Raw genomic sequence first — 12914 nt, forward strand, 5'->3', positions numbered from 1 at the left:
TTTCATTATCTTTTATCTATTCGAGTCGTTAAACTATCACCAATCCACTGAATGAAAAATACAACTAGTAATACACAAATTGTCGCAACGATTGTTACATCGTTATTTCCTCGCTGGAACCCTTCTAAATAAGCAAGTGTTCCAAGGCCACCAGCACCAACAACACCTGCCATTGCCGTATAGCCTACTAAAGCAATTGTCGTTACCGTAATACCCGATACTAACGCTGGTAACGATTCTGGAATTAATACTTTCAAAATGATTGTGCTTGTTTTTGCTCCCATTGCTTTTGAAGCCTCAATTACACCTTTATCAATTTCACGAAGTGCGATTTCAACCATTCTCGCGTAAAATGGTGCCGCTCCAATAATTAAAGCTGGCAGCGCTGCACTCGCTCCGAGAATTGTTCCAAGAAGAATCTTTGTGAATGGGATTAATAAAATAATTAAAATGATGAACGGTATAGAACGGAAAATGTTTACGAACGCTCCAATCACCGTATTAATCGCTTTATTTTCCCATAAATTATCTTTCGCTGTCATAAAGAGTAATAGTCCTAAAATAAGTCCTAAAACAAATGTGGCAAGCGCTGCGATTGCCGTCATATATAACGTTTCACCAGTTGCTTCTAACATTTGATTCCAATCAACATTTGCAATTAACTTATCCATGTGCAATCACCTCCAGCTCTACTTGATCTTGATGAATCCCTTCTATTGCTTGCTGGATCGCTGTTTCTTCACCATTTAAATGAACGACTAAACTTCCGTAAGAGCCGTTATTCGTTTGTGCGATATTTCCTTGCAAAATGCTAACTTCTATATCACCGCGCTGCATTAACCTTTGAAGTACCGGTCTTTCTACTGCTTCACCGACAAACTGCAAACGAATTACTTTTCCATCTGGATATTTTTCAATTAAGCTTTCAATCGTTTCATTTGTATCTTCAGAATCAGTTAACTGCTGTACAAATCGTTTCGTAATATCTTGCTGTGGATTACGGAATACGTCAAGTACTGGACCCGTTTCTACGATTTTCCCTTTCTCCATTACAGCAACTCGATTACAAATTTTGCGAATAACGTGCATCTCATGCGTAATCAATACAATTGTTAAGCCGAGACGCTTATTAATATCTAACAATAAATCTAAAATTTGATCCGTCGTTTCCGGATCAAGAGCTGACGTTGCTTCATCACATAAAAGTACTTGTGGATTATTTGCTAACGCTCTTGCAATCCCGACGCGCTGCTTTTGTCCACCACTTAGCTGAGATGGGTACGCGTCTCCTCTTCCCTCTAATCCAACAAGATGAATTAACTCATCGACACGTTTTCTTCTCTCTGCCTTATCGACACCTGCAATTTCAAGTGGGAATGCGATATTTTCACGCACAGTTCGTGACCAAAGTAAGTTGAAATGCTGAAAAATCATTCCGATTTCTTGTCTTGCCTTACGAAGTTCATTTCCAGTAATCGCTGAAATCACACGATTCGCAATTGTAATTTGGCCAGAAGTTGGTTTCTCTAACTGATTAAATAATCTGATTAACGAACTTTTCCCAGCACCACTATATCCGATAACACCAAATATTTCGCCTTTCTCTATTTGTAAGTTGGCGTTATCTACAGCAGTGACATCACCGCTTTTTGCCTTATATATTTTCTTTACATTTTCTAATAAGATCATGATGCTCACCCCTCTTTTGTTTGGACAGACTCCGCATTTTTTTATTTTTGATACGTGTAGTCCATCGTTATAGCTCCTCTTATTATTTGAATATCCTCCGCATTCAAACAACAAAAAACCTTTCCGCTTCTAGAGAAGCAGAAAGGTTTATATGCGTATATAACAACATTATCCCTCTCTCTCATCTCTCAAAGCATTTGCTTTGCAGGAATTGGCACCATTTCAACATAAGTTGACGGTTGCCGGGCTTCACAGGGCACAGTCCCTCCACCTCTCTTAATAAGAGAAATCAGATTAAATTTTCGTCTGATTTAAAATTTATGAAATTGTCTATATTTTATGAATTGAATTGTATCAATATCCACACGCCGTGTCAACAGAAATTTTCGCGAAAAAAGAAACTTCAGAATTTTAAGCCCCGACTGACATCGGTTTACATATATGAAACATCGATTCAACTAATAACATCGTTCGATACGTTCCAGAATATTGTACCCGTCCATCACTCATTAACGTTTGCAACCTCATATTTCCAGTCACTAATTTTTGTACATCCTCTTCCTCTAAACAAACGATTTGTTCCGTTCCTCTCGCCTCTTTCAAAAGTTCTATATAATCTCTTGAAATTTGTAACGAACAGCATTCATCTCCAAAACGAAAATTAACAGTTCTTTCTCCTTGCCTTAAAAGCGGTTCTAAATGATATTGACCATTAGCGTAATTTACAAATGATTGAAGCAAAGAATATAATTTCATCCTAAACCACATCCCTCATATCACTTTCTATTACATACCATTCCCTCTTATTAAAGAGCAATCCTGTTACTTTCGCTCGACAAATACTGTATCTATCACGCATGTCGACATATTTCCCAAGAAATATGTCGAGGCGGCAAAAACTTTGCCGCCTACTTTAATTCCGTATATAAATATTCAACCGAATGAAATGCATATATTTTCTTCATCAGTGTCCCATTTTCAAAAACAAGTAAACACGGTACACTTTCTATCCCATACTCTTTCGCTAAATGCGGAGCATAATTTAAATCTAACATCCCAATTTTCAAATCTTCAATCGTCATCTCGACGACCGTTAACATCTTCTTTGCTAACTGGCATGTTCCACACATTGGTGTATACACATATAACACTGTTTTTTCTTCATTTCCTATTAGGTCTGTAGCTTCGGCACCTGTCCAATCAATCACTTCTATCATTCCTTACCGTAAATATTCTGTATAAACGTCAATGTCAGCTCCCCATAATACATTTGCTAAATGTGAAGAAGGTGCAGTCGCCACCTCGCGATACGAGCGATCAATATAAATATGCTCTGCTTGCGGAAATTCTTTTCGGAATTGTTTCCTTAACTTTTCTCCTGCATCATCAGCATCCACTAGCACATATACGTCTTTATCAAAAAGTTGATCAATGAGCTCATCCATTTTCGACAAACCAATTGTACCATTTGTACAAACAATTTCCACTGGTTCACGAATAATAGATTCAATCTTTCTTCTATCCGATTTACCTTCTACAATAATGACTTTTTCCACATAAATCATATGTCATCACCCGATCACCATATACTATACAACCTTTAACTTAGTATATAGTATATTCGTTATTTTCATGTTGTTTCCTGTTTATTTTTGCAAAAGAAAAGCGCAAGCGGCTCGCTCAGAACAGGAGGGCATTGGAACTCCTGAACTAGAGGCGCCTTTTGCCTCAAGTTAAGGAGTGAAATGATCGACTGTTCTAGCCGCTAGAGCTGGACAATGAAAAAAGTTTTTTCAAAAACGTTCTCCTATATAATAATTAATATATATGTTTTTAAATTCATTATGTACACAACATAAAAAAGGACAGCACAAAGGCTGTCCTTTTTCTTCGACTATAATTAGTCTTGGTTTGTCATTTCTGCATATTTTTCTGCAGTTAATAACTTCTCAACTTGGCTTGCATCAGAAAGTTCAACTTTAACCATCCATGCACCCTCGTATGGAGATTCGTTAACTAGTTCTGGTTGGTCACTTAATTCTTCGTTTACTGCTACAACTTTACCACTTACAGGTGCGTATAATTCAGAAACTGTTTTAACAGATTCTACGCTTCCGAATGGCTCGTCAGCTTGGATTGTTGCACCTACTTCAGGAAGTTCAACGAATACGATATCGCCTAACTCACCTTGTGCAAAATGAGTAATACCGATAACAACCGCATTACCTTCTGTTTTTACCCATTCGTGTTCTTCAGAGTAACGTAAATTATTTGGAATGCTCATGACTGTACCTCCAGTGAATGTATTAATTATGTAAAAATACCTTATTGGTATTTTTTCCACGCACTTTCAAACTGCTCTTCGTTAAAACCAAGTGTTACACTCGTTCCATCTGTTACAATTGGACGTTTAATTAACATGCCATCAGATGCTAAAAGCTCGTACATTTCGTCTTCGCTTGCATCCTTTAACTTATCTTTTAAACCAAGTTCGCGGTAACGCATTCCACTTGTATTAAAGAATTTTTTTAATGGTAATTCACTTTTCTCATGTAAATTACGTAAATCTTCTTTTGACGGTGGATTTTCAACAATATGAATCATCTCATATGCTACATCGTTTGCCTCAAACCATTTCTTTGCTTTTTGACATGTGCCACACTTTGGATATGAATAAAATGTTACTGTCATAAATTCACCTACTTTTTTACTAACCTTTACCTTTATCATATAGAAAACATTTTATTATTTCAAACGATTATTCGCTAAACTTTTACTTATTTCGTGATAATTTTTAATAATCCTGCTAATTTTTCTTATTTTTCCGCCATTTATTAAGAAAAAATAAATATATAATTTTTTTAAAACTTTTTTCTCATTCCATGCCGAACATATATCTTAAACAAACGTTTGATTAATTTCATATTTTTCTACCTCAGCCTTTGGAATACGTAGATTCTTTCATACCGAACATATACCTTAAACAAACGTTTGATTAATTTCATATTTTTCTACATCCACCGTTGAAAAATATGACTTTTCCCATACCGAACATACCTCTTAAACAAACGTTTGATTAATCTCATGTTTTTCTATATCACCGTTGGAAAACATGATTTTCTATACCGAACATATATCTTAAACAAACGTTTATTTAAAAAAATAAGAAGCCCTTTTACAGGCTCCTTCATCATCGACTTAAATAGTCCGAAATGGTTTGAAATACTACTATATACATATTATGAATATTTTGATTGGAAACCGTATCATTATATAACCCTATACCCCAATATTGTCCTTCGGGTCTTCCCATATTCACAAAACCTTGCGTATACATCATTGCCCTATCCCTTGGAGCATTGTCAAAATCTAAATCTTTTTCAGTAAAAATCAAATACGGTCTATCTTGTAAACCAATAAAAAACACCGGCTTCTTTAACGATAAAAATAAGTCTGTATACTGTTCCTTTGATGCTTCTTGAAAATATTCTTTCATGACGAGAAAACCATCAACTTTTTCGGATTTCTCCTGCATCTCTTCTAACTTCACGTTTTCAAACTTTATATTTCTAAATGTATCTTTCGGCTTTTCACCAACAACTCCAATGACGAGCGCTCTCCCGTTATATTCTAATGTATCTCCTTCATTATCCTTGGCACATCCAGTACCCAATAGGCATAACAATATAAAAAATAAGAAATAAAGTGAACGCTTCATATAGCACCCTCCCCCTCTTTTAAGTCAAGTGACAAAAATGTAAGGTGAATTCAAGAAAATGTAAGTGAAATCGATAGCCCAATTGGATTTTCTATATTATAATCAATTGAATTTATTTACATTACTAAAACATAGGAGATTATCATGAAGAAATTTAAACTTTCATCTCTTCTTCCGTTAAGTTATATACTTCTACTCGTACTCGTAAGTCCCCTTTACGATGTATTAAATAAATCTACTGTTCACGCAGTAGATGTCACAACTGTAGTAGATGATTGGATTCCATTTGTGAAAGCATTTATTATTCCTTACTTACTTTGGTTTCCATACTTATACGGTGCACTTATTTATTACTGTTTTGCTGATCGAAAGCAATATTATGTCACTTTAAGTAGTGTAATTCTTGGAAAACTTGCTTGTTTTTCGATTTACTTTTTTTGGCAGACAACTGTGCCACGCCCAACCGTCGTTGGAACAGATGTATTTTCCGAACTAGTCCGCTATATTTATAGTATTGATCAACCAGTAAACTGTTTCCCAAGCATTCATGTCCTTACGACATTTGTAATTATGTTAGCTGCCTTTAAGCGTAGAGAACAGCATGCTTTGGAATATTACATCCTTACTTTCTTCGGTACGCTTATTATTTTATCAACGCTATTTACGAAGCAGCATGCCTTTGTAGACGCCATTTCTGGAATGACGCTCGCAAGCATACTATACTTCGGTGTTCAACTATTATTAGCAAAAGAAACAGTACGCGTTCCAGTAAAACGAAATCATAAAATGTAAAAAAGCAGACTGTGGCTTCAGTCTGCTTTTCCCTATATTAAGGAGATTTTCAAATTAAGATTGCGGTACAGTCATATCACCAGAATGAATACGACCTGCTTTTTTAAGAGCAATGTAAAGTATATAAGAAACCGCTACTGGGATGATGATATAAGTGATTATCATCGCTGGGACAACCTCCCACCCTTGGCTGGAAATTAAATTAATTGGTGCGATAAGAGAGCTTAATCCAAGACCTGCAATTTCTTTTCCTGCTTCCAGTTGGAAAATCAGTGCTGATACTGGGCCCACTATAGCACTGGCGACAACAGTTGGGACGAGAATCATTGGATTTTTAGTAATGTTCGGCAACTGTACTTTTGGAGTACAAAGTGCCTGAGCTAATATGCCACCTAAATTATTCTCTTTCGCTGAAATAACAGAGAATCCGATAAACTGAGCAACACATCCTGCAAGTGCTGCACCTCCCGCAACACCATCTAAGCTAAGTGCTATCGCTAAAGCAGCTGATGAAGCTGGAGAGATAAGTAATAGTCCCCAAACTACAGCAATCACGACAGAAGCGATAAATGGGCTACCAGCTGAACTATCTTTAATGAATGCTCCAACTGTATTTAAAACTGGGCTAATATTTTGAGCTAACCAAATACCGACTAAACCAGAACCTAATATTGCTGCAAATGGAACGAGCATCATATCTAAAGCAGTTTTTCCACTTAATCGTTTACCAATATAAACTGCTAAAGTCGCTGTCAATAATGCACCGATCGGTTCACCTGTTTTAATGATGAGACCAGCTTCAGTAATTGAAATTGAACCAGCTCCAATTGCTCCGGCTACCATCGCCGAGAAAATTACGAGCCCGTTTGCACCGAGCATAAAAGCAATCCCGGCTCCAATTGCTGGTGCCATAAGTGATTTTGCAACAACTCCGATTGTAATAAGTAATGGAATATCAACAATTCTTCCTATATTTTCGATCAGTAAACCAATTCCAAGGGATACGAAAATACCCTGTGCGATTCCGGCAGAAGCTTTAAACACACGAGACATTATATATTCTTTCATTTGTTTCACCTTCTCCTATAATTTAGTAACCAATTGTTTTCATATAATCGCGTAAAACATCGTTTGATTTTGCAAAGCGGCTTTCTTCATCTTCTAATAAGTTCAGTTCTACCACTTCTCTTATACCGTCTCTAGTAATAATTGCTGGTACTCCTGTACAAATATCGTATTCGCCATATTCACCATCTAAAATAGCTGAAACAGCGATAACACGGTGATCATCATTGAAAATTGAGCGCGCAATATAAGCTAAAGAATTTCCAATTCCGTAATAAGTAGTTCCTTTGCGCTTATAAATTTCCCATCCAGCTTTTGCAGTCTTCTCAACAATTTCATCTAAATCTATTTCACCTAAGCGTTCTTTTTGTTCCTCTAAAATTTGCAGAATTGATTTTCCACCAACAGTTACATGAGACCAAGCAACCATTTGAGAATCACCATGTTCTCCTAATGAATACCCATGAATACTACGAGGGTCTACATGTAACATTTCAGATAAAATTGTTCTTAAGCGAGAAGAATCTAGTGATGTACCTGTACCAATCACACGATTTCTAGGTAATCCGGATAGCTTCCACACTTGATATGTAATAATGTCAACTGGGTTCGATGCGAGTAAGAAAATGCCATCAAATCCACTTTCCATTACGCCGCCAACAATGCTTTCCATAATCTTAGCGCTTGCTCCTAAAGTGTCTAAACGACTTTGTCCAGGCTTCGGCGCTGGTCCTGCTGTAATAATGACAATGTCCATATCTTTGCAGTCTTCATAACTTCCTGCATATACTTTTGTTCTTGTATTTGTAAAGTTAATGCAATGTGATAAGTCCATCGCTTCTCCAACTGCACGTTCATGATTTATATCAATTAACAATAGCTCTTCGCAAATCCCTTGGTTTACAATGGAATACGCACAGCTTGATCCAACTAATCCAGTACCGATAATTGCAATTTTTCTTGTATTTCTATTCATAGCAATCTCTCCTAATCGATCATGTAGTCTATTTCTTTCGTTCTTTACACTCCTAATTATAGAGGTTCCCACGATAGAAACCATGGATACTTTGTGAATTATTGAACAAACTTTTGTCCTTTTTGTGAATTGTCATATTCAATTTTCGTCATATTTGTTACAACTGGAAAAATATTTATTATGTATTTATTGACATATACCAAACAAAAAAAACGAGCGAATCCATTCGCTCGTTTCATTCATCGCGCTATTCCGCACTTAATTGACTTTTTAATTGCTGTACAATCATTGGATTAGCAGGCGCTGCCGGCTTATAATAACTTTTTTGCTTTGCATATTCATACATATTACGTTGCCGAGCCTCATCTTGATTACGAATTTGAATTAATGTTTGATGTAACTGTTCATTATCAGACTGAGAAATATAATTTGCATAACTTGTTAAACTTGAATTTAACCCTGCTAAATAATCATTTACCATATCTTTTTCATTCATTTCTCTCTTCCTCCTATCCTAAAAAAGTCATTAACTGCTGTTTCGTATTTCGTGCATCTTGCGCATCCTTTTGTAGCATTTGTTTCAACTCTGGATCTGTACAAGCCTGTGCATACTGGTCCAATTTGTTAATAATCGTCGCATGACCACCAATTAAATGACGTAAATTTTCTACTTCAAGCTCTGTTAAATTTTGCATAGAACATACCCGCCTTTCTTTTTTCATTCGTCATTAGTATTTGGTTTTTTTTGGATTGTATGCATAAAAAAAGTCGCAGTATACAAAGCCTAATTTTCATTTTTTTACACGCGTGTTCAAATATGCAAAATTACATATTTTTAACTTTTATTTTCACATTAAAATATAGGCATATACTATAAAATAATTAACATGAAAATCCCTTTAAAATACTTCTCATTCTTTGCAATTCCACCATTTTTCTTATTCATCATCTCTCGTCTTCTTTTACACCAAATAATAAATTATTAATGAAAGGAGAAATAAACATGAAAAAACATGACTTCCTTACAGAAATCCAGAAAGGCTCTGAACCTAATCCATATCAAGATCCTATCGTATTTATTTTCCTTTGTTTTTCCTTAGCCATATACACATTTTTAAAACCATCAAAATAATATTATCTAGCAAAAAAGAGCCTCTAAATTATTTGAGGCTCTTCCCTGTTAAATTCCGCTTTGCTTCTTCAATCGCCCGTTGCATTTGCCATAATGGATTTTCAATCATCTTCCCGTGACCTGTCGCCAATATAGACGGCTTATACTCCAGCAATTTCTGAGCACTCGTTAATGAAACTTCTGCATCCCACGTACCAAACATAGGAAATGGAAAAAGCCAATTTAATTGCCCTGCTACCGCTATCCCACCTCTCGTTTGAAATGCATCTCCAACAATGAGTGCATCATTTCTCGTGTCTAAAAACGCCATTGATCCCGGTGTATGACCTGGAGCTGCAATCGCTACAAGGGAACCTATTTGATCTCCCTCTTGAAGAAGAATATCTGGAATCGTCTTTATCCTTTTTGACACACTTACTTTTACCTGCGTGTCTGGTTCCCCTATTTGCAGTGACAAATCCCCTTCAAGTAAACTTGCATCTCTTTTAGAAATATAGACCGGAACATTCGGCAATTCTTGTTTTATAGCATCGAGCGCCCCTATATGGTCATCATGCGCATGTGTAATAACGATATTCGTAATCGGTTTTCCTATTTTTCGAGCCGCTTCTAAAATCTTCTTTGCACAAAATGGTAAAGCAGCATCAATTAGAGTTAATCCTGTTTCTTCTTCAACAAAGTAACAGTTAATCGGAAATAGACGCGGTAAAAATGCGATTTGGTGAACTGTTCCTACTCTTATTAACTTCATCTCCTTTACCTCCATTAAAAAAAGCCGTTTACAAATACATATGTAAAACAGCCCTTTTTCATTTAATATTTTCTTTTCAAAACTACGATAGTTAAAGCATAAGAACAAAGTACCCCTGCTAATAAAAATGAATTCGCTAATTTATATTGTTCGCCTGTCAATGAATATAGATTCCCAATTAAAAAGATAACTAAATATAGAAATAAAAATACAAATAACGAAATTTTAGCTGCATTCCCCGTAATATGCTCGCCCCTTTCGTCTTCCCCCTCATTCTTCTGAAAACGTGTTGAATATAAAACACCTATTAGTCCTGCTACTGAGATTATTATCCCTACTACAATACTCATTCCGTTTCCCCCTCTATCTTATATTGAAAAACTTCATGAAACTCCTTACCTAAAATACGTGCAATTTCAAAAGCTAAAATTAAAGATGGATTGTAACGATTCGCTTCAATTGAAGCGATCGTTTGTCTACTTACCCCAGCTTGGTTCGCTAAATCCGTTTGTGACCAGCGTTTTTCTGCTCGGAGTACAACGAGATTATTTTGTAACGTTCCACTCTGTTTCATAACCTCTCCTTATTTTACATTATTTTCTATATTTTAATTGTAATTTATTTTCAACATTATGTAAACTATTTTTAACATCAATAAAAATAAAAAACCAGCAGCCAACAGGCCACTGGTTCCCCATCATCTATTAAACTGTGTAACGCTCATCTTCTAAAATTTTCGCAGCAATTTCACGTTTCTTCGGAATTACGTTAAGTGGTGTGTGGCGAGTTAATTTGCGTAATGATGATAACATCATGCGCAGCATGTCGCCATTTTCAACTGCGATAAGTGTTTCTTTCGCATCTGCTTCGATTTCGTTGAATGCTTCTTGGCAGAATACTTCAGTGTATAATACTTTTTGTTTATTCTTTTCAAGACCAGTTGTTTTAATTGCTTTTTCTGTACGAAGAAGAGCTGATTCCATTGCGTAAAGGTTACTTACGATGTCAGCGATATTCACAAGAATTTCTTGCTCTTTATCTAATGCTTTACCATATTTTTGAGCAGCTAATCCAGCTACCATTAAACCGATTTTCTTCGCGTTCTTTACTAAATGTTTTTGAAGTGCTAATGGCTCATCGCCTACTTCTTCTGGCATCATCATCATTAACTCTTCTTGTAATTTTTGTGCTTTTTGTAGTAATGGTAATTCACCTTTCATCGCTTTACGTAAGAACGTACCTGGTACGATTAGGCGGTTGATTTCGTTCGTTCCTTCGAAAATACGGTTAATACGAGAATCGCGGTACATTCTTTCAATCTCGTACTCTGCCATAAATCCATAACCACCGTGAATTTGAACACCTTCATCTACTGTATAATCTAACACTTCAGAACCGAATACTTTATTTAAAGAGCACTCGATTGCATATTCAGCGATAGAAGCTGCTACTGCTTTACCGTCTTTTACTTCTTCTTCAGATAACGTGCTCATGCGGCTTTCGAATAAACCTACTGTACGATATACAGAGCTTTCAGCTGCATATGTTTTTGCTGCCATATTCGCAAGTTTCTCTTGAATTAATGGGAAACGAGCGATTGGTTGTTTGAATTGTTGACGTTGGTTTGCATATTGTGCTGAAATTTCTACTGCACGTTTCGCAGATCCAACTGTACCAACTCCTAATTTATAACGGCCGATATTTAAAATGTTGAACGCGATAATATGACCTTTACCGATTTCACCAAGTAAGTTTTCTTTCGGTACTAACGCATCTTCTAAAATTAACGTACGAGTTGATGAACATTTAATACCCATTTTCTTCTCTTCAGGGCTTGTAGATACACCAGCGTATTCTTTCTCTACGATAAATGCTGAGAAGTGCTCGCCGTCTATTTTTGCGTATACGATAAATACGTCAGCGAATGCAGAGTTTGTAATCCATTGTTTTTCACCATTTAATACGTAATGTGTACCTTCTGCATTTAAACGTGCAGTTGTTTTCGCACCTAATGCATCAGATCCAGAACCTGGCTCAGTTAATGCATATGCAGCTAATTTTTCACCAGTTGCAAGTAGTGGTAAATATTTTTTCTTTTGCTCTTCGTTACCGAATAATACGATTGGTAAAGATCCGATACCAACGTGAGCACCGTGAGTGATTGCAAAACCACCAGCGCGCGAGAATTTCTCTGCGATTAACGCTGAGCTTACTTTATCAAGACCAATTCCGCCGTACTCTTCTGGTACGTCAGCGCCTAATAAACCAAGTTCACCAGCTTCTTTTAAAAGACGCACAGAACGATCAAACTCGTGTTGCTCTAAATATTCAAGCTCTGGAAGAACTTCATTTACGATAAAGTCCTCTGTCGTTTTTGCAATCATTTTATGCTCAGATGAAAAATCTTCTGGCGTAAACACTTGATCAATCGTAATCTCATCAACTAAAAAGCTACCGCCTTTAACCGCACTTCCTACTGTTTTTTCCATGAAAATTTCCTCCTTCATATTTTCATGAGCCGCTTCTCTCTTTTGAAAGAAGCTAGCTCTCCCATTTATTTTTTATAAACCTTTGTTGCTTCCATTCTTTGCTTAAGCGTCCTCTTGTTTTGAGCGAGCCACCTGCACTTTTTTTCAATCTAGTTCCGGTGGCTAAAACAGTCGGCCGTTTCACCCCTTCCTGTGAGGCAAAAAGCGCCTCTTCGTCAGGGCTTCCAACGCCCTCCTGTTCTGAGCGAGCCACCTGCACTTTTTTTTAATCTAGTTCCAGCGGCTAGAATGTTCGGTGGCTT

17 protein-coding genes and 1 riboswitch are annotated in these 12914 nt (G+C 36.5%); of the genes, 1 reads left to right on the top strand and 16 read right to left on the bottom strand.

Translation table 11 applies throughout. The features are described from left to right. Nucleotides 1-5: 5 nt before the first annotated feature. From MHI07_RS23500 to MHI07_RS23535, 8 genes are all read right to left on the bottom strand, one after another. Nucleotides 6-671 carry a methionine ABC transporter permease gene (locus MHI07_RS23500; RefSeq protein WP_071748142.1) on the bottom strand — a complete coding sequence of 222 codons (666 nt, stop codon included), beginning with the start codon at nucleotides 669-671 and terminating at the stop codon, nucleotides 6-8. Continuing rightward, complete coding sequence (locus MHI07_RS23505) at nucleotides 664-1689, bottom strand: methionine ABC transporter ATP-binding protein (RefSeq protein WP_061673671.1); 1026 nt, start codon at nucleotides 1687-1689, stop codon at nucleotides 664-666. The genes MHI07_RS23500 and MHI07_RS23505 overlap by 8 nt, the downstream gene beginning before the upstream one ends. 178 nt (nucleotides 1690-1867) lie before the next feature. After that, a riboswitch (SAM riboswitch) is annotated at nucleotides 1868-1975 on the bottom strand. Between the two features lie 125 nt (nucleotides 1976-2100). Continuing rightward, nucleotides 2101-2445, bottom strand: coding sequence for a hypothetical protein (locus MHI07_RS23510; protein ID WP_002068015.1), 345 nt, complete (start codon nucleotides 2443-2445; stop codon nucleotides 2101-2103). Nucleotides 2446-2597: 152 nt separating this feature from the next. Then, complete coding sequence (locus MHI07_RS23515; RefSeq protein WP_087945836.1) at nucleotides 2598-2906, bottom strand: thioredoxin family protein; 309 nt, start codon at nucleotides 2904-2906, stop codon at nucleotides 2598-2600. A gap of 3 nt (nucleotides 2907-2909) precedes the next feature. Beyond that, a complete protein-coding gene (locus MHI07_RS23520; RefSeq protein WP_002159991.1) occupies nucleotides 2910-3254 on the bottom strand; it encodes a toprim domain-containing protein in 345 nt (114 codons plus the stop codon). 335 nt (nucleotides 3255-3589) lie between these two features. Then, nucleotides 3590-3973 carry a glycine cleavage system protein GcvH gene (gene gcvH / locus MHI07_RS23525; RefSeq protein WP_000026895.1) on the bottom strand — a complete coding sequence of 128 codons (384 nt, stop codon included), beginning with the start codon at nucleotides 3971-3973 and terminating at the stop codon, nucleotides 3590-3592. 41 nt (nucleotides 3974-4014) lie between these two features. Further along, the gene (locus MHI07_RS23530; protein ID WP_002159990.1) at nucleotides 4015-4380 is read right to left on the bottom strand and encodes an arsenate reductase family protein; all 366 of its coding nucleotides are present in this window, start codon (nucleotides 4378-4380) and stop codon (nucleotides 4015-4017) included. A 499-nt stretch (nucleotides 4381-4879) separates the two neighbouring features. Further along, complete coding sequence (locus MHI07_RS23535; RefSeq protein ID WP_340826582.1) at nucleotides 4880-5407, bottom strand: hypothetical protein; 528 nt, start codon at nucleotides 5405-5407, stop codon at nucleotides 4880-4882. Between the two features lie 144 nt (nucleotides 5408-5551). Here MHI07_RS23535 and MHI07_RS23540 point away from each other — a divergent pair, with 144 nt between their 5' ends. Further along, nucleotides 5552-6199: a phosphatase PAP2 family protein gene (locus MHI07_RS23540; RefSeq protein WP_078173444.1), complete on the top strand. Its 648-nt coding sequence runs from the start codon at nucleotides 5552-5554 to the stop codon at nucleotides 6197-6199. A gap of 54 nt (nucleotides 6200-6253) precedes the next feature. Here MHI07_RS23540 and MHI07_RS23545 read toward each other — a convergent pair whose 3' ends face one another. The 8 genes from MHI07_RS23545 to MHI07_RS23580 all read right to left on the bottom strand — a co-directional run bounded on the left by MHI07_RS23545 (nucleotide 6254) and on the right by MHI07_RS23580 (nucleotide 12612). Beyond that, nucleotides 6254-7267 (bottom strand): PTS transporter subunit IIC, encoded by a 1014-nt coding sequence (locus MHI07_RS23545; protein WP_088079624.1) that lies wholly within the window; start codon nucleotides 7265-7267, stop codon nucleotides 6254-6256. A gap of 22 nt (nucleotides 7268-7289) precedes the next feature. After that, the gene (locus tag MHI07_RS23550; protein WP_414731884.1) at nucleotides 7290-8240 is read right to left on the bottom strand and encodes an L-lactate dehydrogenase; all 951 of its coding nucleotides are present in this window, start codon (nucleotides 8238-8240) and stop codon (nucleotides 7290-7292) included. Between the two features lie 247 nt (nucleotides 8241-8487). Next, entirely contained in the window at nucleotides 8488-8736 is a 249-nt protein-coding gene (locus MHI07_RS23555; RefSeq protein ID WP_078173442.1) for a spore coat protein, read from the bottom strand. Nucleotides 8737-8749: 13 nt separating this feature from the next. Then, nucleotides 8750-8935, bottom strand: a complete 186-nt coding sequence (locus MHI07_RS23560) for a hypothetical protein (protein ID WP_002112687.1) — start codon at nucleotides 8933-8935, stop codon at nucleotides 8750-8752. Nucleotides 8936-9400: 465 nt separating this feature from the next. Next, nucleotides 9401-10123 carry an MBL fold metallo-hydrolase gene (locus MHI07_RS23565; protein WP_340826590.1) on the bottom strand — a complete coding sequence of 241 codons (723 nt, stop codon included), beginning with the start codon at nucleotides 10121-10123 and terminating at the stop codon, nucleotides 9401-9403. A 62-nt stretch (nucleotides 10124-10185) separates the two neighbouring features. Continuing rightward, entirely contained in the window at nucleotides 10186-10473 is a 288-nt protein-coding gene (locus MHI07_RS23570; RefSeq protein WP_078179395.1) for a DUF2178 domain-containing protein, read from the bottom strand. Beyond that, a complete protein-coding gene (locus MHI07_RS23575) occupies nucleotides 10470-10697 on the bottom strand; it encodes a helix-turn-helix transcriptional regulator (RefSeq protein ID WP_000813846.1) in 228 nt (75 codons plus the stop codon). Before MHI07_RS23575 ends, MHI07_RS23570 begins: the two co-directional genes overlap by 4 nt. Before the next feature lie 130 nt (nucleotides 10698-10827). Further along, nucleotides 10828-12612 carry an acyl-CoA dehydrogenase family protein gene (locus tag MHI07_RS23580; RefSeq protein ID WP_176107959.1) on the bottom strand — a complete coding sequence of 595 codons (1785 nt, stop codon included), beginning with the start codon at nucleotides 12610-12612 and terminating at the stop codon, nucleotides 10828-10830. Nucleotides 12613-12914: the final 302 nt, after the last annotated feature.

The organism is Bacillus sp. FSL H8-0545, assembly GCF_038006105.1.
Classification (GTDB): domain Bacteria; phylum Bacillota; class Bacilli; order Bacillales; family Bacillaceae_G; genus Bacillus_A; species Bacillus_A cereus_U.

Excerpts from the sequence above, each read along its gene's own strand:
- MHI07_RS23500 (WP_071748142.1), bottom strand. The coding sequence starts at position 671 with ATGGATAAGTTAATTGCAAATGTTGATTGGAATCAAATGTTAGAAGCA.
- MHI07_RS23505 (WP_061673671.1), bottom strand. The coding sequence starts at position 1,689 with ATGATCTTATTAGAAAATGTAAAGAAAATATATAAGGCAAAAAGCGGT.
- MHI07_RS23510 (WP_002068015.1), bottom strand. The coding sequence starts at position 2,445 with ATGAAATTATATTCTTTGCTTCAATCATTTGTAAATTACGCTAATGGT.
- MHI07_RS23515 (WP_087945836.1), bottom strand. The coding sequence starts at position 2,906 with ATGATAGAAGTGATTGATTGGACAGGTGCCGAAGCTACAGACCTAATA.
- MHI07_RS23520 (WP_002159991.1), bottom strand. The coding sequence starts at position 3,254 with ATGATTTATGTGGAAAAAGTCATTATTGTAGAAGGTAAATCGGATAGA.
- gcvH (WP_000026895.1), bottom strand. The coding sequence starts at position 3,973 with ATGAGCATTCCAAATAATTTACGTTACTCTGAAGAACACGAATGGGTA.
- MHI07_RS23530 (WP_002159990.1), bottom strand. The coding sequence starts at position 4,380 with ATGACAGTAACATTTTATTCATATCCAAAGTGTGGCACATGTCAAAAA.
- MHI07_RS23535 (WP_340826582.1), bottom strand. The coding sequence starts at position 5,407 with ATGAAGCGTTCACTTTATTTCTTATTTTTTATATTGTTATGCCTATTG.
- MHI07_RS23540 (WP_078173444.1), top strand. The coding sequence starts at position 5,552 with ATGAAGAAATTTAAACTTTCATCTCTTCTTCCGTTAAGTTATATACTT.
- MHI07_RS23545 (WP_088079624.1), bottom strand. The coding sequence starts at position 7,267 with ATGAAAGAATATATAATGTCTCGTGTGTTTAAAGCTTCTGCCGGAATC.
- MHI07_RS23550 (WP_414731884.1), bottom strand. The coding sequence starts at position 8,240 with ATGAATAGAAATACAAGAAAAATTGCAATTATCGGTACTGGATTAGTT.
- MHI07_RS23555 (WP_078173442.1), bottom strand. The coding sequence starts at position 8,736 with ATGAATGAAAAAGATATGGTAAATGATTATTTAGCAGGGTTAAATTCA.
- MHI07_RS23560 (WP_002112687.1), bottom strand. The coding sequence starts at position 8,935 with ATGCAAAATTTAACAGAGCTTGAAGTAGAAAATTTACGTCATTTAATT.
- MHI07_RS23565 (WP_340826590.1), bottom strand. The coding sequence starts at position 10,123 with ATGAAGTTAATAAGAGTAGGAACAGTTCACCAAATCGCATTTTTACCG.
- MHI07_RS23570 (WP_078179395.1), bottom strand. The coding sequence starts at position 10,473 with ATGAGTATTGTAGTAGGGATAATAATCTCAGTAGCAGGACTAATAGGT.
- MHI07_RS23575 (WP_000813846.1), bottom strand. The coding sequence starts at position 10,697 with ATGAAACAGAGTGGAACGTTACAAAATAATCTCGTTGTACTCCGAGCA.
- MHI07_RS23580 (WP_176107959.1), bottom strand. The coding sequence starts at position 12,612 with ATGGAAAAAACAGTAGGAAGTGCGGTTAAAGGCGGTAGCTTTTTAGTT.